This is a genomic window from Aequorivita capsosiphonis DSM 23843 (genome assembly GCF_000429125.1).
Lineage (GTDB): Bacteria > Bacteroidota > Bacteroidia > Flavobacteriales > Flavobacteriaceae > Aequorivita > Aequorivita capsosiphonis.
This window is the reverse complement of the sequence record NZ_AUBG01000017.1, coordinates 76158-95003: the sequence shown is the minus strand read 5'-3', so window position 1 is coordinate 95003 and position 18846 is coordinate 76158. Positions and strand designations below refer to the sequence as shown.

Sequence of the window (18846 nt, the reverse complement as noted above, 5' to 3'; positions counted from 1 at the left end):
CTACTCAGGAACCTTTGTTTGGTTGTTAAAGTACTCAGACCAATCAAAGGTGGCTGAGTGATCCCGATTTTTCATCGGGATTGTATCGAAGCCCGAAGCCAAAAAACCCTGCCTCAGATAAACGTCCAAGGCAGGGAAATAGATCGGGATTGGTTTTCCAAACCCGAATCAGGCATCTTTATATTGCAGCGCCACTTGCGGCTTCTGCTTCGGTTTTTAATTCTTCCTCTTCTTTTTCTATTGTGCGGTTGTAACCTTTAGTTCCTTGACCTTTTAAACGCTTGCGCAACAACACAATTTTTCGTTTGTGCAAACCTTCCATATTTAGGAAAGCCACATAAACTATTACTGCACCACCGAGTAAAACCAGTAATCCGTATAATCGCTTTGTCGAAATAACAAGCGCATCCAATTTGATGTTTCTATAAAGATTCATTGCAGCCTCTTGGGTATAGGCTCCAGCGTCCATTTTTCCAGCTATATTAGTGAAAATCTCTAAATTCCAAATCCCGTCGATATAGTTAAAGATCAATCCCCAAACTCCTGGTCCGAGCATGGTGCGTGTTACAATTAACACCGCTGCAACCCCCAGGGTAGCATCCACAGACAAATTACCCAACGCGTAAAGCCAAACACCAATAAATAAGACCGCCATTCCAAAACCACGAAGCATATTGGGAACTATTAACTGCTCATAACTCAAGTTTGGTGAGACCAAGAAGTACATAAAAATATAATAGAAAATAAAAGCCGCAAATCCAGTGAGGATATACATTTTTAAGGATTTATTTTTCCCTAGCCATTTTAAGCTGTAAATACTTCCTATTATAATTCCCGGAATCATCCATAGGTTATACGAATTGTCCAAGACTGTACTAAACCCCAAAACCCCTCTGGTAATCTTCCCTTGAAGGGAGCTTCCAGCCAAGAAAAAACCGAGCATAAATAGCATCATTATACCGTGGATTACATTGTAGTTTTTTAAAGTCCCAAAATCTACGAAAGGACGTTTTGTAAAGCGTTGGTTGATTTGATAAACTATTATTCCCACAATAACTATGATCGTGGCAAACATAATATTGTCTGACCGGAAGTAATTTTCTTGTTTCGCAAACGCCATAAAATAGGCCATCGCCATAAATATGATCACGTAGAGAAACATCCCCATCCAATCTATATAATACAAAGGAACTTTTTTATCGAATCGCTTATGGTGCATAAAGATCAGCGCCAGCGCAGCACAAAACAACATTATGATAGCCATTATAAAATTGGCGCTCTCCCAAGAGGTGAAAAAACCAATTCGCGTCATCAAATATCCAGCCACCTGAGGAATAATAATTGCCAAAGGATAGAAAATAGAGTAGAATTTAGGTCTTTCCCCAGTAGGACTTATAATAAACATAACCGGGAGGATAAGTTCAATAAGCGCAAACATTTTAAAGAAACCAATTAAAAATGACGCGGCCACTATCACTAAATTATTGTCCGCGGTGCCGATCACAAAAGACAGCACTGCCAAAATCAAAAACGTGCGTACAACGAGATATTTTGTATGAAACGCCAATTTGAATCGGAAAATGATAGGCATACTGGTTCCCATCCCAATAACCCCAGCATAGTTGGCAAAAGCCAACCATTCATTATAGGTGCCAAGGCTGCTTGCCATATAGCTAACATTACCAGTATAAATACCACTCACCACCAATACCGGAAAAAGAAAGATGATAATAAGCAGCAGCTGTACTGGTTTTGGAACCCAATCTGCAAATAAACCTTTGTTATACATCGTCTACTTTTTAAGGGTCATAACCACGTTCATTCCCACTCGTACGCTATCGATGAGTTTTTGATCATTATTTTTGGTGAATTCTATTTTCACAGGGATTCGTTGTTGCACTTTTACAAAGTTTCCAGAGGAATTATCCGTTGGAATCGCTGAATATTCCGCACCCGTTGCGGCGGAAATTGAAGTTATTTTCCCTTCAAACTTGGTTTTCCCCATCGCATCAATTTTAAAACTGATTACTTCACCCACATGTACCAATGGCAATTGAGTTTCTAATAAGTTAGCTTCAATCCACTTTGTATTCTCCTGTACCAAGGCTGCAATTTGCTGCCCTGGCTGAATAAATTGTCCGGTGGTAATGGGTCTTCTCCCCATAATTCCATCTTCAGGTGCAGTGATTACAGAATATTTTAAATTTAATTCCGCTCTTGCCAAGGTGGCTTCAGCAGCTTCTATCTGTGCATCACTGATTGCAATTTTAGATTGGGTTTCGTCCGTAGTCAGTCTCGCGGTGTTTTTTTGTTCCTTCATTGCGTTATACTGCGACTGTAAGGTTTTTACCTGCGTTTCCACTTGTTGATACTGCTGCAGGGTTACCGCGTCATTATCCAATAAATTTTTATATCTGGTAAGATCTGCCTTCGCATTATCCAATTGGGCCTGAACGCCGAAAATATTGGCTGTCACGGTGCTTTCTCCTGTACTCACTCTTGCTACAGAAGATTGGGCTGAAGCTTTGTTAGCCCTTGCTTGACTCAATCCTGCTTCGGCCTGTGAAACGGCATTTTCAAATTCACTTCTATCCAAAATCACCAATGTATCCCCCTTTTTCACTTCTTGATGTTCCTGAAAACGAATGTCTTCTATATATCCAGGTACTCTTGAGTTGATGGGACTGATATAAGCTTTTACCTGCGCATCATTAACGTAAGTATCGTCATTGATATGTAAGTAGTTTTTCATTATAAACCATATAACCAATAAGGTCACAATAAATACGAAAGCATTTAAAAGTGTGAGATATAATTTATTTTTTTTCTTGATTTTTTTATCTTTTTTTGCCATGATCTATTTTTTAAAGTCTGATTGGTTTATAGTTGCCCCGTAACACGTAGAAGCCTTATATAGTTTACAATAATGTCTGTTTCGTCATCCAATGTCTGGAGTTCTGCCTGAAGTTTCGTGTTTGACGCGTCAATTATTTCTGCTACAGTCACTAGTTGATTTTTGTATTTTAACTCGGTAATTCGGTAGTTTTCATCAGCTGCTTCTTCATTGATGCTGCTCACTTCTCTTTGCTTAATTGCCTGATGATAGTTGTTGAAAGCTGTGTTTACATCGGATTCAATATTTTGCATCACCGCTATTTTTTGCTGCTCGGCTTGATCGATCAAAATCTTATCCACGGCTTCCTTTTTACCATTTTTAAAAAGGGATTCAATATTATAGGAAAGATTTAAACCAACTTGATAACTCGCGGAATACGCATCAATTGCCGGAGCGCTACTTGTCATCGGCCGTGTAGCTCCATAACCCGCAAAGCCAGCAAGAGTAGGCAGTCTATCTGATTTTGTGAGTTCAAGATTTTTTTCGGCAATAGCTATTTGGGTATCACTTATATTGAGTCGCGGATTGTTTCCGAAGGCTATGTCACGAAAATAGGCTTCATCCTGAAGACGGATTGTATGGTTGATATTACTAACATCAGGAATAATCAAGATATTCTCATCTAAACCTGCCATCAGGGTTAGGTTTTTGTTAGTTATATCAATTGCGTTTTGAGTTTGTAAAATGCTTTGCTCCAATTGCCTTTGCAGTACTTCGGCTCGCAAAACTTCGTTTTTGGTTACCATATCCTGTTCAAAAAAGTCGTTTACATTTTTTGTTCGCTCCTCGGCCAATTCTTTGTTGCTTTCCAAAATTTCCTTTTGGTGTTGAAGATTATAAAGGTTTAGGTACAATTCCGAAGCATTCAATTTTATACTTTGGTCTGTGTCATTGCGTTGGCCATCAACTAAGGTTTTATTCATTTCGGCTAAAGCAACGGCTTTGTTAATCCGTCCTCCACCGTAAATAAGTTGATTTGCATTTAAATTGAATTGATGACCGAAGTTAGGAATGGTCACACTCTGAATTTTTGACCAATGTGTATTGTAGATGTCCACATCACTCAAATACATTCCAATCATTTCGGCGCCGATGTTTGGAAGTCTGTTGGTTTTTACTTCACCAATTCTAGCTTCAGCCACTCTTACTGAAGTGTTGGCCAGTTCCAATTGTATGTTGTTCACCTTTAAACTATCGGCCAATTCCTGAATCGTCATTTTGCGCTCTTGTTTTTCCTGTGCAGAAGCTATTTGGCTGTGAAAACCAAATAACACTAGGAAGACCAGCGTTGTCTGTTTTAATAATCTCATGTTGCCTTACTATTTTTTGTTGAAACAAAGGTAAGAAGAGACTAAGTCTCTGAAATATTAAAACTTAGGAGATTGATGTCAAAATGTGGGATTTTTATTATTCTTGGTAGTTATTTCGGAAATCTGTTGGATTCATGCCACTTTGTTTCTTAAAAAAATGACTAAAAGTATATGGATCGGTAAATCCTAAGTCTAATGCTATTTCAGAAATAGGTTTATTTGTGGTGGTCAATTCGACTTTGGCACGACTTATAAGCATACGATGAATAATCTCTAATGCCGGCATTCCCGTAACCTCTTTTACCATTGCTGAAAAATGCCGCGATGTAACATTTTGTTTTGAGCATAATCCGAAACCTTTAATTTGGAAGTGGCATGATCGCGTAAATTTTCAAAGAATTTTAAAACGATTTTTTCCTTTTGATTTGTTGGATTGGAATCAAACTTGTTGTTTCTATCCATTTTTTCTATAGCACTATATAAGAAGGAGTAATTAAGATGCCGGAGAATATGTTTCTCCAGATCCATATTTTCCGAAACTTTTAATTGACGACTTATATAATCCGCCAAAAACCAGAGATCGTTAAAGTCTTGATGAGGAAGATCGAATGTATATTTTGAGTTGGTGTACACATATTTAAACGCATCCAAAAGATTGAGCTGAAACGTCATGGTGCGCACATACTGCCTATTGTACTGCAACAGAATACATTTGCAATCTTCGCTTATATCTATTAATTTAAATTTTTCCTGTTTCGAAAGAACAGTAATGGTAGAAGCTTCAATAATGTGTTCCGTTTCTCCTTGAAGAATCATTTTACCAGATTTCACCAATAAGAAGAATGGTGGCGCAAAATCGAAGGATTCTTTTCTTGAAAGTTGTTTCCTAAGAAATTTGTCGGTACTGATTTGAGTTGATTTCTTGATAGGCTGCATTTCGTATAAAAATAGAAAATATTTGAGGAGTAATGTAATTCTTTAAATTCAACGAATGTTTATAATATGGATTCGTGTAAAACCATTTAAAGCAATCATCGTTTAATAGCTAATCGCAAAGACTTAATCTAAGCGATTTTCCTGCAAGTGATCGCCAAAATTTTTCAAAAGAAACTTAAGTTTTGGATCGATAAATTTTTCACAAAAAGGCTTATTTGGATTACTGTAATAATAATTCTGCAATGGTTCCCGTGATGGTTTAAATTCAGAAAAAGGATAGGTCTTTGTAATTACTTTATTTTCAAACTTTTTTTGAAAAAATGTTATTATCTCTTGCACTTCTTTATTTTGTCTTTTAGAAAAGGAATAAACCGCGGACCGATACTTATTTCTCATACTATGATTAGAAGTGCTTTTATGCGTAAGCAAATGAATCTCAATCAAAATTTTTATCGAAATTATTTCAGGGTTGAAATGGACAATTACTGCTTCAGAAAAAGAAGTTTCTTCTCCAGTTGAAGCAATATATCCTTGCTCCACCGACTCTACACCTTTTAAGGATTGAAAAACAGCTTCTGTACACCAATGACAGCCACCGCCAAATGCAATTTTTCTCAAGCTTTAGAATTTATAGTTATACAGCTTTTCACAACCATTTCTTCCTTTTAAAATACCAGATCATTCCGAAGAAAACTAATGCCATTACCCCCAAAAGATAGTAGTAACTATATTTAAAGTGAAGCTCCGGCATATTGTCAAAATTCATCCCATAAATCCCTGCAAGAAAAGTTAAGGGTATAAAAATGGAAGCCATAATAGTAAGCACTTTCATCACCTCATTCATCTTGTTGCTTATGGTAGTCATATACATATCCATCAAGCCCCAGATCATATCCCGGTATATTTCCACGCTTTCGTTTACTTGAATAATATGATCGTATAAATCGCGAATATATTTGTTGGTACGCTGCTCAATGAGGGGAGTTTCTATTTTTTCCAAACGATTTATCACTTCTCTTAGAGGAACGACAGCCCGTCTGACTTTTAGAATCTCCTTTTTTAATTCTTGAATTTCCTGCGTGATGTTTGGATCTTCTTTATCGTCAAAAAGTTTATCCTCTAGCAATTCAATTTTATTGCTTAAAAACTCTACAGTCGTAATATAATTATCTACTATCGCATCGAGAATCGCAAACATCAAATAGTCTGCTCCCGCCCCACGAATCCTTCCTTTTCCTTGTTCCAACCTGTCTCGAAGATCACCAAAAACATCCCCTTCAGATTCTTGGAAAGTCACCACGTAATCCTTGCCCATGACCATACTAACGTGTTCTTGGTTTAGATCTTCATTTTCATCGTAATGCAACATTTTAAATACAATAAAAAGATATTCATCGTACTCATCTATTTTTGGTCGCTGGTTTGTTGTTACAATATCTTCCTGAATTAATGGATGTAAGTCAAAGTGATTTCCCAGTGTAATAATATCGCTGGAATTACTTAAACCATTTACGTTAATCCAAGTAATATGTGACGCATCTTCATATTTAAAAGCCTCGTCTATATCGTGGGTTTCGAAACGACTGAAGCTATCTTTTGAATAATCAATAATATCCAATTGGGTTTGGGTAGTTATTTTTTTACCCGTATATGATACTGTTCCCGGAGTAAGGTTACTAGCCTTTTTAGGTTGGATTTTAGCGGTTTTATTCTTTCTTTTTCTCTTTGCACACATATAAGAAGTGATTATTTTTTAAAGGTAGGAAAAAAGAAGAAAGACTAATAAGTTTTATGCCGTTGCCGCAAAATTTTCTCCACATCCTGAAGTGTAAAACCTTTTGCCTGCAATAAAATGAGATAGTGAAATAATAGATCGGCACTCTCATTTAAAAAAAGACTGTCATCATTGTCTTTTGCTTCAATAACTACTTCCACTGCCTCCTCGCCTACTTTTTGAGCTATTTTATTGATGCCACTTCGGAAAAGTGATGAGACGTAGCTATCCTTATTCTCAGCTTCCTCTTTTCTATTTTGAATTATATTTTCCAATTCCGAGAGAAAACCGAAACTTGATGAATTCTCTTCCTCCCAACAAGTATCAGATCCTTTGTGGCAAACCGGTCCTTCAGGATTCACTTTTATTAACAGCGCATCGTTATCACAATCCACCGCAAATGAAACCAGTTCTAAAAAATTACCGCTTTCTTCCCCTTTGGTCCAAAGCCTCTGTTTGCTTCTACTGAAAAAAGTAACTTTTTTTGATTGATTGGTTTTTAAAAAAGCCGCTTCATTCATATAACCAAGCATCAAAACCCTATTAGTAGAATTATCCTGAATTATCGCCGGCACAAGGCCGTCACTGTATTTTTTAAAATCTATTTCCATTACTAAGTATCTTTTATTGTTCCTATTTTATTTTTTCGTCATTCGTCATTCGTCGTTCGTCGCTCGTAATTCGTCACTCTCACAGGTATTCCCTGCCTTTGTAATTCCTTTTTTAAATCTGAAATCTTAATCTCTTTAAAGTGAAAAACACTAGCTGCCAAAGCCGCATCTGCCTTTCCCTCTATAAAAGCATCTGTAAAATGCTGAATAGTTCCCGCACCACCCGAAGCGATTATCGGAATATTTAATTGAGTTGAAAGTTTTGCCAAAGCTTCATTTGCGAAACCGTTTTTAGTTCCATCGTGATCCATAGATGTAAAGAGAATTTCACCAGCGCCGCGTTGCTCTACTTCTTTTGCCCATTCAAATAGGTCTAACTTGGTAGGCTCCTTTCCTCCCACTAAATGCACTATCCAATTACCATCAATCAGTTTTGCATCAATCGCCACAACAATACATTGCGACCCAAATCTTGAAGCTAGCTCATTTATTAACTGCGGGTTTTTTACTGCAGAAGAATTAATCGAAACTTTATCCGCACCGTTATTCAAAAGAATTTCAACATCTTCTACGGAAGAAATCCCTCCGCCAACAGTAAACGGGATATTGATAGTTTCAGCGACTTTTAAAACCAAATTCGCTAAAGTTTTTCTCCGTTCTTCAGTTGCTGAAATATCCAGAAAAACCAATTCATCAGCACTATTTTCGCAATAGAATTTAGCGAGTTCCACAGGATCACCTGCGTCGCGTAAGTCTAGGAAATTGATTCCTTTTACGGTGCGTCCGTTTTTAATGTCGAGACAGGGGATTATTCGTTTAGTTAACATAAGTTGAGGTTAGAGTTACGAGGTACGAACGACGAGAAATGAACGACGAGGTACGAGCAACGAGCGACGAGACTGAAGTACGAAATGCGAACGACGAAATGAACGACGAGGTACGAGCGACGAGCGACGAGACTGAAGTACGAACGATGAACGACAGAGTGAACGACGAGGTACGAATGACGAGCGACGAGACTGAAGTAAGAAATGCGAACGACGAAATGAACGACGAGGTACGAGCGACGAGCGACGAGACTAAAGGATAAATCATAATCTTTTCCTTGCAGTTTTTATGGATGCAACGGTGATGGCTACTAATTCATCGCTTTCCTTTATTAGCTTTTGTATGGTTTCAGTATTATTAGGATTAATTTCGAGCAAAATCTCCAACCAAAACATACTTTCGTCTGCTTCTTCTTCAACGATTTTTAACTTATTTATAAAGTCACGGTCAGACTTAGCTCTGTTTGCCGCTCGATAATTGGCACCAACAGAACTTGATGAACGAATAAGTTGGCGAACTATACTATCAAATTCCCTTGATTTTGGAATTTTAGTACATAATGTCAAACAATCTAATGTGAATTTCTTTGTTCTAGCTTTTAAATCTTGCATAGCCTTAATTATTAATTGATTAGGGATTAAAAATAATCATATTTCGATTATTGAATAGCATCCACTCTTCATTCATTTCTCATTTTTCTTTGATTCAACATTCGTTGCTCGTTCGTTCGTCATTCGTCGCTCGTTCGTTCGTCGTTCGTCGTTCGTCGTTTAAAATTTGTCGTTCAAAATATATTTTTCAAGTTGTCTTAGACTTATCCGGTTTTCATAAATGGCCTTTCCAATTATCACACCTTCGCATCCAATTTCTGCAAGCTTTGGCAGTTCAACGAAGGTTGAGATTCCTCCGGAAGCAATAAGCTTTAAAGTATTTTTTGACATTTGACTCTTTTCAAAGATTTTTCGATACAAATTAAACGAAGGCCCTTGCAACATTCCATCTTTACTAATGTCCGTACAGATTATATAGCTAATTCCTTCTTCAAGATTCTTTTGAATAAATGGAATTAATTCTTCATTAGAATCTTCCATCCAACCACTAATGGCAACTTTTTCGTCTAAGGCATCTGCGCCAAGAATGATTTTATCACTTCCAAATTGCTGCAACCAACTTTTAAAAATTTCAGGGTTTTTCACTGCTATACTGCCTCCTGTGATTTGGTTTGCACCACATTCAAAAGCTATTCTTAAATCTTCATCGGTTTTTAAGCCTCCGCCAAAGTCGATTTTTAAGGATGTATTGGAAGCGATTTCTTCCAAGATTTTATGGTTTACAATGTGACTGCTCTTAGCGCCATCCAAATCTACCAAATGCAGATATTGAATTCCGTGGGCCTCAAACTGTTTGGCTACTTCTAGCGGATTTTCATTATAAATCTTTTTTGTATTGTAATCGCCTTTTGAAAGACGGACACACTTGCCATCGATGATGTCTATTGCTGGTATTATTCTCATTGTTTATTTCCCGCGAAGGCGGGAATCTCTTTTTATAGTTCTAAAAAATTCTTTAAAATCTGCTCTCCTGCTGTACTACTTTTTTCTGGGTGGAATTGTACACCATAAAAATTATCTTTTTGTAAAGCCGACGCGTACTGAATTCCATATTCCGAAGTTGCAATGGCTTCTTTACATAAAGGCGCGTAATAGCTATGAACCAAATACATAAACTCCTTTTCTGTAATATTTTTAAATAGATCAGATTTTAAATTGGTTATTTGATTCCATCCTATTTGTGGCACTTTTACATCCTTTGAAAATCGAATTACAGCTACATCAAAAACGCCTAACCCATTTGTATTTCCTTCTTCGGAATAATTACAGAGCAGCTGCATTCCCAAACAGATTCCTAAAACAGGTTGTTTTAAGGATGGGATTACTTTATCCAAGCCGGAAGTTTTTAATTTTTGCATTGCGCTACTAGCCTCACCCACACCTGGGAAAATAACTTTATCTGCATTTCTAATTTCAGTTTCGTTATTACTTAAAACAGCTTCCACACCGAGTCGCCGCAAAGCAAATTTGATGCTTTGTATATTCCCTGCCCCGTAATCAATTATCACAATCCCCCCAGCCCCCGAAGGGGGAGGAAATCCTATATTTTCATTTATTTTAGTTTTCATAACAGTTCTCCACCACGGCGGATTAGATGGGTTTTATAAAGTTTCTTTTGTTGTATTTCGTTTTTCCAATTTCGTATTTCTGATTTATACTTTCGTCTTTCGTCATTTAGAACTCGTATTTCTAATTTCTATTTTCCGATTTCGCAATTCGTCCTTCGTCGTTCGTACCTCGTCGTTAATTCCTTTACTCGTATTTAGAAATCACAACTTTCCTTTTGTCGTTGGTAAAATCATTTTCTCCGCATCGCGTTTTACAGCCATTTTAATCGCTTTTGCAAAGGCTTTAAAAATTGCCTCAATCTTGTGATGTTCGTTTGTTCCTTCAGCTTTAATGTTGAGGTTCGCTCGCGCGCCATCGGTAAAGCTTTTAAAGAAATGATAAAACATTTCCGTCGGCATTTTTCCAATCATTTCGCGTTTAAAATCTGCATCCCAAACCAACCAATTTCTCCCACCGAAATCAATAGCAACCTGGGCCAAACAATCGTCCATTGGCAAACAGAAACCATAGCGTTCCATTCCCAGCTTTTCCCCAAGCGCCTTATTAAAAACTTCACCCAAAGCAATTGCGGTATCTTCTATAGTGTGGTGCTCATCTACTTCCAAATCACCCTTTACAGTGATCTCTAAGTCCATTTGCCCGTGTCTTGCCAATTGGTCCAGCATATGGTCAAAAAATGCAATCCCCGTGCTTATATCACTCTTCCCTGTGCCGTCTAGGTTTAATTTTATTGAAATATCCGTTTCGTTTGTTTCGCGTTCGATTTCAGAAACGCGTTGTTTCAATTTTAAAAACTCATAAATTTCTTGCCAGTCGTTTGTATCTAGAGCAATATATTTTTGCAGTTCTTCCGCTTTTGACGCAATTTCGTCAGTGCCCAAGTTAGTGTGGTCATTAATAAAAATCCCTTTTGAGCCAAGGTTTTTCGCAAGTTCGATGTCTGTCAACCTATCGCCTATAACAAATGAATTTTCAAGATCGTAGTCTTCAGAAAAATACTCCTTCAATAAACCAATTCCCGGTTTACGGGTATTTGCATTTTCTTGTGGAAAAGTGCAATCAATAAGTATATTTTGAAAAACCACACCTTCATTTTCCAAGGATTTTATAATGAAATCCTGAACCGGCCAAAAAGTATCTTCCGGGAAAGATTCCGTTCCCAACCCGTCCTGATTGGTTATCATTACCAATTCAAAATCCAGCTCCTTGGCGATTTTTCCTAGATAGGTAAACACTTTCGGATAAAAGATCATTTTATCAAAAGCGTCTATTTGCTCATCTACAGTTTCCTTTATTATTGTGCCGTCGCGGTCAATAAAAAGTATGCGTTTCTTTATCATTTTAATGTTTTTATAATGTTGATTAGTTTTTCGTTTTCCCAAGCAGTTCCAATTGTTATACGTAGTGTATTCTCACAAAGCGGCTGCGAACTTCTGTTTCGAACTACGATGCCTTTTTCTAATAATTGTAAATAACGTTTTTCTGCATTGTCAACTTTTATAAGAATAAAATTAGAGTCGGATGGATATATATTCTGAATAAAACATACTTCAACTAAAGCTTTAGATAAAGCGTTCTTTTCTTCATTCAATAAGGCTATATCAACTATAGATCTCGTAATGTCCTGAAGTTGTTCAATTGCCTTCTGCTGCGTCAATTTATTGATGTTGTACGGAGGTTTGATTTTGTTTAAAACAGCAATTATTTCTGCGGAAGCGTAACAAATTCCCAAACGGATTCCCGCCATTCCGTATGCTTTTGAAAGCGTTTGTGTAATAATCAGATTTGGAAATTCCTTCAATCTTTTTAACCAACTTTCATTTGAAACGAAATCAATATACGCTTCATCAATTACTACCAATCCTTTAGAATTGTTCAATAGTTTTGTAATCTTTTCTGAAGAAATTAAATTGCCCGTCGGATTGTTGGGAGAGCAGATGAACAATAATTTTGTACGAGAATCCATCGTTTCTGAAATCTCATCCAAATCGGGTTGAAAATCAGAATCAAGCAACACTTCCCTATTTTCAATATCGTTTAAATTAGCCAAAACGCTATACATTCCGTAGGTTGGCGGAAGCGTAATTATATTGTCTTTCGCAGGTTCGCAAAACGCACGGAAAATTAGGTCGAGGACTTCATCACTACCATTTCCCAAAAGAATTTGATTCGTAGGAATGTTCTTTTGTTGTGAAAGAATGCTTTTCAGTTTTCGCTGCTGCGGATCGGGATAACGGTTTACAGCAGTTTCAAAGGGATTTTCGTTGGCATCAAGGAAAATCATTTCTTGATCGAAATCCTTGAATTCATCACGCGCGGAGCTGTATGGCTTCATTTTGAGGACGTTTGGGCGAATTAAGAGCTCCAAATTAAAAACATTCTTATTCATCTTTAGTCCTTTTTAAATTGTCTAACCTCAAGGTCACTGCGTTTTTATGCGCTTGTAAACCTTCGGCCTCTGCCATTATTTCTATCGCATTTCCTATATTTTGAATTCCTTTTTCGGAAATCTTCTGAAACGTCATACTTTTTAGAAAACTGTCCAAATTAACGCCACTATATTGCTTTGCAAAACCGTTGGTTGGCAAGGTGTGATTGGTACCCGAAGCATAGTCTCCAGCACTTTCGGGGGTGTAATTTCCTATAAATACGGAGCCTGCATTTTGAATGTTTTTAAGGAAAAAATCTTCGTCTTTTGAAACCACTATAAAATGTTCAGGGCCGTATTCATTTATCAAATCGATTGCTTTAGAAACGGATTCAACTAAAATCAACTTTGAATTATTAATCGCTTGTGATGCAATAGCTTTACGTGGCAAAACTTGAAGTTGTTTTTCAATTTCCACTTCTACGGAATTCAATAGTTTTTCCGAAGTTGTAACCAGAATTACCTGACTATCTGCGCCGTGTTCCGCTTGTGATAAAAGATCTGAAGCAATAAAGGAAACATTAGCTGTATCATCTGCAAATACCAGTAATTCCGAAGGACCAGCTGGCATATCTATAGCCAAATTATATTTTGTTGCAATCTGTTTTGCAACGGTAACAAACTGGTTTCCGGGACCGAATATCTTATAAACTTTAGGAACACTTTGGGTACCAAAAGTCATTGCGGCGATGGCTTGGATCCCTCCTATTTTATAAATTTTAGTAACACCACATAATTTCGCAGCATATAAGATAACCGGGTTTATTTCACCGTTTTTATCAGGTGGCGTACAAAGCACAATCTCGTTACAACCTGCTATGTTTGCTGGAATAGCCAACATTAGCACCGTTGAAAACAAAGGGGCGGACCCTCCCGGAACGTAAAGTCCGATCTTTTGTATAGGTCGTTTTTCCTGCCAACAAAGCACCCCTTCAGTAGTTTCTACTTCTATTCTTTCGGTTTTTTGTGCCCTGTGGAATTTTTCTATGTTCACTTTTGCCAAGTTGATGGCCTCTTTTAACTCACCGGAAACCATTTTTTCAGCCACATCAATTTCTTTCTTGGAAACCAACAACTCTTCAATGGAAATACCATCAAAGGCTTGAGTGTACTTCTTAACTGCTTTATCGCCATTCGATTTTACTTCAGAAAATATTTCGTTAACGCTTGCTTCCACATCTGCAAGGCTTTGAGTGGGTCTTTTTAAAAGCTCACTCCAAGTTTCAGGTTTAGGATTGTATATTTTATTCATCTTAAAAAATTCAAGGTTTAAAATTTAATGTTCAAGATTCAGAATTCGTCGTTCTTATTTCGCAATTTCAACTTTCAACTTTCAAACTATCATTTTCTCAATCGGGCAAACAAGAATTCCTTCTGCCCCGGCTAGTTTTAGCTCGTCTATCACCTCCCAAAAAGTATCCTTGTTTACAACGGAATGAAGGCTGCTCCAACCCTCTTCGGCCAAAGGAAGCAAGGTGGGACTTTTCATTCCGGGAAGAATTTTGATAATATCTTCTATCTTATCATTTGGAGCATTTAAGAGAACGTAACGCGAATCGCGACCTTGTAAAACCGATTGGATTCTAAAGCGAAGTTTATTGAGAATTATATTTTCATTATCCGAAATATTTGGCGAAACGGCCAGAACTGCTTCACTTTTAAGAATAACTTCCACCTCCTTTAGATTGTTTTTAAATAAGGTGCTCCCACTACTAACAATATCACAGATCGCATCAGCAAGGCCTATGTTGGGGGCGATTTCTACGCTGCCGCTAATTATGTGCAGCTCTGCCTCGATTCCTTTTTGCTTTAAGTAGTCTCGCAGTGTTTCGGGATAGCTGGTGGCAATTCGTTTTCCGTTTAAATCTTCAATTGATTCGTATTTAAACGAATTTGGAATGGCAAGTGAAACTCTGCATTTTGAAAAACCCAATCGGTCAGCGATACTTGTTCCCTCTCCTTTTTCAATAAGAATGTTTTCACCAATAATTGCGCAATCCACTACTCCATCCTTTAAATACTGCGGAATATCGCCATTGCGCAAATAGTAGATTTCCAAAGGAAAATTGGTTGCCGAAGCTTTTAACTGATCGCGTCCGTTATCTATATTAATTCCGCAATCCTTTAATAAAGAGAGGGATTCGTCGTGAAGACGTCCGGATTTTTGTACTGCAATTTTTAGTTTTTTCATATTTTGAAATAATAATTCTGTTCAGTTTAGAGAATAAAAAAACCCGTTTGATTGCTCAAACGGGTTTTTGAATATTGTTAAGTTTACACAACAGCCATATCACCTCGCGTGAGCGTGGAAAATAATATGATGGTTATGTGAAACTGTCTTGTTCATAATTGTGAGGCAAATCTAAACAAAAAAATTGTTCAAAAAACTGTGAATATAAAACTTTAACGCTTTAATAATTTTGATGCAATTTCTTTACTTTCACCAAATCAAACCTAAACAACCGAAAAACCTATACTTGTTATGCATTTAGAAACTCTGGACTGGGTAATCATAATTTCATTTTTTATCATTTTTATCGCAATAGGACTAATTGTAGCTAAAAAATCAGGAAAAGACTCGAAATCCTTTTTCCTTTCCGATAGAAATATGCCTTGGTGGTTACTTGGGGTAAGTATGGTGGCCACAACTTTTGCGGCAGATACTCCAAACTTTGTAGCCGGAGTTATTCGTGAGGATGGAGTGTTTGGAAACTGGATTTGGTGGAGTTTTCTACTTACTGGAATGCTGACGGTATTTTTTTATGCCAAATTATGGCGAAGAAGCGGAATAACAACAGATTTAGAGTTTTATGAATTGCGTTACAGCGGTAAAAGCGCCGCTTTTTTAAGAGGGTTTCGTGCAATCTATCTTGGTGTATTCTTCAACATTGTCATTATGGCGAACGTTTGCTTGGCTGCGATTAAAATTGGCCACGTAATGTTTGGTTTATCTTCTTATGAAGTATTGTTGATTGCTTCGCCTGTTGTGGTTATTTACTCGGCGTTTGGAGGTTTAAAAGGGGTTTTATTAACGGATTTTGTACAATTTATAATTGCGATGGTCGGAAGTATTTGGGCGACTATCTATATTGTAAATATGCCCGAAATTGGCGGAATCGATAAACTCCTCGCCACTCCTGCCGTTGCTGCAAAAACGGCAATGCTACCCGATTTTTCTAAACCGGAATTATTGATTCCGTTATTGATAATACCTCTCGCCGTACAATGGTGGAGCGTTTGGTATCCAGGTGCAGAACCTGGTGGTGGAGGTTATATTGCCCAGCGAATGTTAGCCGCGAAAAATGAAAAACACGCAACTTGGGCGACCTTATTTTTCAATATCGCTCATTATGCACTTCGTCCCTGGCCTTGGATTATTATCGGGTTGGCGTCAATCATTGTTTTTCCAAATATTGAAAGTTTACAAGCAGCTTTCCCCGACTTAAATCCATCTTTTGTGAAAAATGATTTATCCTATCCGGCAATGCTTACTTTCCTACCTGCAGGTTTATTGGGAATTGTTATTACATCATTGATTGCTGCATTTATGAGTACTATTTCAACCCACTTGAACTGGGGAAGTTCTTATGTAGTAAATGATTTTTACGTGCGTTTTCTTCGGAAGGAAGCCTCCGGAAAAGAACAGGTTGCAGTTGGTAGAATCTCCACGGTTTTAATGATGGTTTTTGCAGGTTTGTTGGCGCTTGTACTTGAAGAAGCGCGTGATGGTTTTAATTTGTTGCTTTCTATTGGTGCCGGAACTGGTTTACTCTTTATTTTACGTTGGTTTTGGAGCAGAATAAACCCGTATAGCGAAATTGCCGCGATGCTTATTTCCTTTGTAATCGCTGCTTTCTTTTTTATTAATGGTAAAATGGAAATTCCGTTGGTTGATATTGCCGGGCATTGGCAACTCGTTATCGGAGTAGTAATCACGACTATTGGATGGGTGCTCGTGACCTTATTGACAAAGCCTTCAGAAGCGGAAACGCTTAACAGTTTCAACAGTTTAATCTTTGGCAACGAATCTAAATTTAAAGGCTTTGGAATGAAAATCCTTGGTTTTTTTGCAGGTGTCGTTGGTGTTTATTGTACCCTTTTTGCCATTGGAAACTTTATTTATAGCAACAATATATTAGCATTTTGTTTGTCTGCTGTGGCAGTAGTTTGTGGCTTGGTGATTATAAAATCGTTTCAGAGGACTGATTAATAGGTTAACTATAAATTGAGAAGTTTCAATTATTGCCGTTACCATCTTTTATCTTTGCAAAACTTCCACGAGGCGCATCGCCCTCATAGAGCACCGTTTCGGAATGTAGAAACTTTGCAGCCGCAGTGGAGTCTTTCACTTTGGAAGTACTGCGTGCCAACATCTCTGATTCAAATACAGTTAAAACACATTTCCTCACGCCAATCTCTCTCCAATTAGATAAAGGTTTACAACCTTTTGAAATTCCGCGCGCTAGCGCAAGGGCATCCAGTAGCGCCTGGTTTGCGCCTTGGCCTTTAAATGGGCTCATAGGGTGAGCTGCATCTCCAATCAGTGTTATTTGTTCGCTTTTCTCCAACAATTCGGAACTCAGTATTTCGCGATCATATACTGGATAGCCAGAAATATGAGATTCCTTTGTTGCAGCTATAATCTGAGGAATAGGATTATGCCAAGGAGTTCTAAGACAAGCTTCTTCCTTAAGCGCTTGAGCACCTTGAGCGCTCAAAGCCTTAGCCTCATTTTCTGGCATTGGAAAACTAAGTTGCCACATCACTGCATCTTTTGAATAAGGCATCATATAAATCCGCTCATGACCATTCACGGTTTGAAATACCGTGGCCGAGTCCAACAAAGCACTATCAAGACCTTCGAGAGTGCTTAAAGGACAAATACCCAAGATTACAATACAACCCAAATAACGTAAAGGGGCGTTATGTTCACCAATCAGTAATTTCCGAACGGAACTTCTAATACCATCAGCTCCAACCACGAGATCTGCCTTGTCGTTTATAATTTTTCCGTTCACCGCAAAATTCAGATTAACAGCGGCGTCTTTACATTCATTAAAATCGACTAACTCATGCCCCCATTTTACCGAATCACTATCACCTAGTTGGTTAAGCAGCGCCATACGCAAAGCCTGTCTCGCGATATGCACATTTGTACGTTTTGAAGTCTTTTTATTATCAGGTTCCATCCACTTTCGCATCCCCCATTCCCCTATCACTTTTCCCGCGGTATTATGAACCACGTGTTTTGTTGAAACAATCCCTTCTTCTAAGGAGAAAAGACCCAAGCCATTAATTGCTTTACTAGCTTGTTGCAAAGTGAGTCCATAGCCTTGCGATCGGGCATCGAAACAGTTATCGCGTTCATAAAGCGTGAATGGTATTCCGCGATGTAAGCAAGCGACTGCCAGGGCAACTCCTCCAATACCTCCACCAATAATAGCAACGTGTGGGTAATTTTCTTTATCGGCTATGGGAGGGCTAGCAGCAGGAATCAAACCGGATCCGCTACAATTTAAACAAGCGTATTTTTGACTTTTAGGAGGAACGGGAGCCGTAACTTCATCCTTCGTTTTTTCAAATTGATCAAGTGCTATTTGGTAGCTGATTCGTGCTTTTTTGCGAATGCCTCGGCTTTTTTTGCCACGCCCCTGACAATCAGGGCATATAGTCAAGTAAGTCTCATTTTTCTCTACTTTTTTCACTTCGTCCTTATTAGTTCTTCAATTAAACACCACTAATAAAAAAAAGATCGTATTACAAATGATGCTAGACCTAATCTTCCATAATCGCATATCACTCTAATTAATTCTATAAAATGTAACTTTAAAAAACTTGTATTTTTCTGAATGAGATTAAGTATAAACATAAAATAATGACAGA

At 37.7% G+C, this 18846-nt stretch carries 18 protein-coding genes; 1 reads left to right on the top strand and 17 read right to left on the bottom strand.

Annotated features, from left to right (window positions below; genetic code table 11):
- Positions 1–178 precede the first annotated feature (178 nt).
- The 16 genes from G440_RS20065 to hisG form a co-directional block, all read right to left on the bottom strand.
- The gene (locus G440_RS20065; RefSeq protein ID WP_051285414.1) at positions 179–1789 is read right to left on the bottom strand and encodes an MFS transporter; all 1611 of its coding nucleotides are present in this window, start codon (positions 1787–1789) and stop codon (positions 179–181) included.
- Positions 1790–1792: 3 nt separating this feature from the next.
- Positions 1793–2854, bottom strand: coding sequence for an HlyD family secretion protein (locus G440_RS20060; RefSeq protein WP_051285412.1), 1062 nt, complete (start codon positions 2852–2854; stop codon positions 1793–1795).
- A gap of 26 nt (positions 2855–2880) precedes the next feature.
- Positions 2881–4206, bottom strand: coding sequence for a TolC family protein (locus G440_RS0115020; protein WP_026452070.1), 1326 nt, complete (start codon positions 4204–4206; stop codon positions 2881–2883).
- Between the two features lie 97 nt (positions 4207–4303).
- A complete protein-coding gene (locus G440_RS0115015; protein ID WP_026452069.1) occupies positions 4304–4513 on the bottom strand; it encodes a helix-turn-helix domain-containing protein in 210 nt (69 codons plus the stop codon).
- Positions 4507–5142, bottom strand: coding sequence for a hypothetical protein (locus G440_RS0115010; protein WP_026452068.1), 636 nt, complete (start codon positions 5140–5142; stop codon positions 4507–4509). Before G440_RS0115010 ends, G440_RS0115015 begins: the two co-directional genes overlap by 7 nt.
- A 123-nt stretch (positions 5143–5265) precedes the next feature.
- Positions 5266–5760, bottom strand: coding sequence for a peptide-methionine (S)-S-oxide reductase (locus G440_RS0115005; RefSeq protein WP_026452067.1), 495 nt, complete (start codon positions 5758–5760; stop codon positions 5266–5268).
- Positions 5761–5788: 28 nt separating this feature from the next.
- Entirely contained in the window at positions 5789–6877 is a 1089-nt protein-coding gene (corA, locus tag G440_RS0115000) for a magnesium/cobalt transporter CorA (protein WP_034259650.1), read from the bottom strand.
- A gap of 44 nt (positions 6878–6921) precedes the next feature.
- Entirely contained in the window at positions 6922–7527 is a 606-nt protein-coding gene (gene hisIE, locus G440_RS0114995; RefSeq protein ID WP_026452065.1) for a bifunctional phosphoribosyl-AMP cyclohydrolase/phosphoribosyl-ATP diphosphatase HisIE, read from the bottom strand.
- 38 nt (positions 7528–7565) lie between these two features.
- Entirely contained in the window at positions 7566–8354 is a 789-nt protein-coding gene (gene hisF / locus G440_RS20055) for an imidazole glycerol phosphate synthase subunit HisF (RefSeq protein WP_051285410.1), read from the bottom strand.
- 264 nt (positions 8355–8618) lie between these two features.
- Positions 8619–8966: a four helix bundle protein gene (locus G440_RS0114980; protein WP_026452063.1), complete on the bottom strand. Its 348-nt coding sequence runs from the start codon at positions 8964–8966 to the stop codon at positions 8619–8621.
- A gap of 159 nt (positions 8967–9125) precedes the next feature.
- Positions 9126–9869 (bottom strand): 1-(5-phosphoribosyl)-5-[(5-phosphoribosylamino)methylideneamino]imidazole-4-carboxamide isomerase, encoded by a 744-nt coding sequence (gene hisA, locus G440_RS0114975; RefSeq protein WP_026452062.1) that lies wholly within the window; start codon positions 9867–9869, stop codon positions 9126–9128.
- Between the two features lie 32 nt (positions 9870–9901).
- Positions 9902–10534 carry an imidazole glycerol phosphate synthase subunit HisH gene (hisH, locus tag G440_RS0114970; RefSeq protein ID WP_051285408.1) on the bottom strand — a complete coding sequence of 211 codons (633 nt, stop codon included), beginning with the start codon at positions 10532–10534 and terminating at the stop codon, positions 9902–9904.
- Between the two features lie 201 nt (positions 10535–10735).
- Entirely contained in the window at positions 10736–11875 is a 1140-nt protein-coding gene (gene hisB, locus G440_RS0114965) for a bifunctional histidinol-phosphatase/imidazoleglycerol-phosphate dehydratase HisB (RefSeq protein ID WP_034259659.1), read from the bottom strand.
- Positions 11872–12924: a histidinol-phosphate transaminase gene (gene hisC / locus G440_RS0114960; protein ID WP_026452059.1), complete on the bottom strand. Its 1053-nt coding sequence runs from the start codon at positions 12922–12924 to the stop codon at positions 11872–11874. The genes hisB and hisC overlap by 4 nt, the downstream gene beginning before the upstream one ends.
- Positions 12917–14215: a histidinol dehydrogenase gene (gene hisD, locus G440_RS0114955; RefSeq protein ID WP_026452058.1), complete on the bottom strand. Its 1299-nt coding sequence runs from the start codon at positions 14213–14215 to the stop codon at positions 12917–12919. The genes hisC and hisD overlap by 8 nt, the downstream gene beginning before the upstream one ends.
- An 81-nt stretch (positions 14216–14296) precedes the next feature.
- Complete coding sequence (gene hisG / locus G440_RS0114950; RefSeq protein ID WP_026452057.1) at positions 14297–15154, bottom strand: ATP phosphoribosyltransferase; 858 nt, start codon at positions 15152–15154, stop codon at positions 14297–14299.
- 291 nt (positions 15155–15445) lie between these two features.
- On the opposite strand from hisG, the gene G440_RS0114945 reads away from it, so the two are divergent.
- The gene (locus tag G440_RS0114945; RefSeq protein WP_026452056.1) at positions 15446–17173 is read left to right on the top strand and encodes a sodium:solute symporter family protein; all 1728 of its coding nucleotides are present in this window, start codon (positions 15446–15448) and stop codon (positions 17171–17173) included.
- A 25-nt stretch (positions 17174–17198) separates the two neighbouring features.
- Here G440_RS0114945 and G440_RS0114940 read toward each other — a convergent pair whose 3' ends face one another.
- A complete protein-coding gene (locus tag G440_RS0114940; RefSeq protein WP_026452055.1) occupies positions 17199–18668 on the bottom strand; it encodes an FAD-dependent oxidoreductase in 1470 nt (489 codons plus the stop codon).
- Positions 18669–18846: the final 178 nt, after the last annotated feature.